At 34.9% G+C, this 1,197-nt stretch carries 1 protein-coding gene; it reads right to left on the bottom strand.

Annotation, left to right across the window (positions count from 1 at the left end; genetic code table 11):
• Positions 1–878 precede the first annotated feature (878 nt).
• Positions 879–1,197 (bottom strand): hypothetical protein (locus WMO65_RS26200; protein WP_349064874.1); only part of this gene is annotated, 319 nt, incomplete at its 5' end.

Genomic DNA, 1,197 nt, shown 5'->3' with positions numbered 1-1,197 from the left:
AATATAAACATGTCCCTTTTACGACTAAATCCGTCAACTAAATAGTATTGCAGCTTAATTATTAAAACTATATATATCAACCATACCATGATTGACAATATATTATCTAACTTATTATTCATACCCTTTCCTTTCTACTGTCTGCTATTCCTGTTTTTATCTTGATCACTATCTCAAATATCTGATTTAAAAGTTGGTCTGTCCCCAAAGGTGATAGAGCCCATAAGCAGATAAAAAAGAATAAAAATATATAATAATAGGATTACAGATGCTATAAATATGTCTCTTATACGCTCGTATCCGGTTAGAAGATAGGACAGAGCACTATTATCCACACCATGATCGGCAGTATCTCATTTGACTTATCCGGCATAAAGAACTGATACGCCAAATATATTATGATCGCCATATCAAAAACAGGTTCAGTACACTGAATGCAGTTCATATTTTAAACAGTATCCGGTTATCACTGCGTTCCGCTGCTTTCGCCGTCTTTACAGTGACAGATATAAAAACAAAAGCTGTCAGGATCAATAAAACTGTTATAAAATAGCTTATTATAGTTTCGGACATTACTTACACCTCTTTCTGAATGCTCCATAACCTTAAATAAAATCCCGTGTACATATCACTGCATAAAACATAAGGATTATGTATAGAAATATTATAAATATGAAAAAAAGATCATATAATTTAGCGTTAGAATAATTTCTTGCAATTTGCAGATATATGGCTACATGTATTATGATAAAAATAACTAACAATACTAAATAAAAATTCATTTCTGTTCGCCTCTATGTTTTTTTGACTCCTAATTGCCAGAGTGACAATTGATTCTGATCGTCTTTCTCTTACCGAAATTCCTGTTTTTATCTTCTTTACTCTGCACCTCCGGTGCCGGATTTTTTCATTTTATGTTTGTATGCAATCTCAATACCAACAACCCAAAAGATTCGGGCCGCCATTATAATCATCCCGCGCAGAGAACCATTCATGATCCCATTTTTCTCCCAGTCCTTAAAAACGGCGAATGTCATCCATATGATTAAAAACACGTTCCATATATTCAGCAGCATATCTGCAGTCATTTCACTGCAGCGCTGTTTTATGGCACAGCCCGCAGTCACACAGACACCGAGCAATATCAGCACATAACTTGCCAGATCAACTGCAGGGGACATAAGATACCCTTTCGCA

The organism is Blautia caccae, from assembly GCF_040095955.1.
GTDB classification, from domain to species: Bacteria; Bacillota; Clostridia; order Lachnospirales; family Lachnospiraceae; genus Blautia; species Blautia celeris.
Note: the sequence above shows the minus strand (reverse complement) of the source record. Positions and strands in the feature narration are given on the sequence as shown.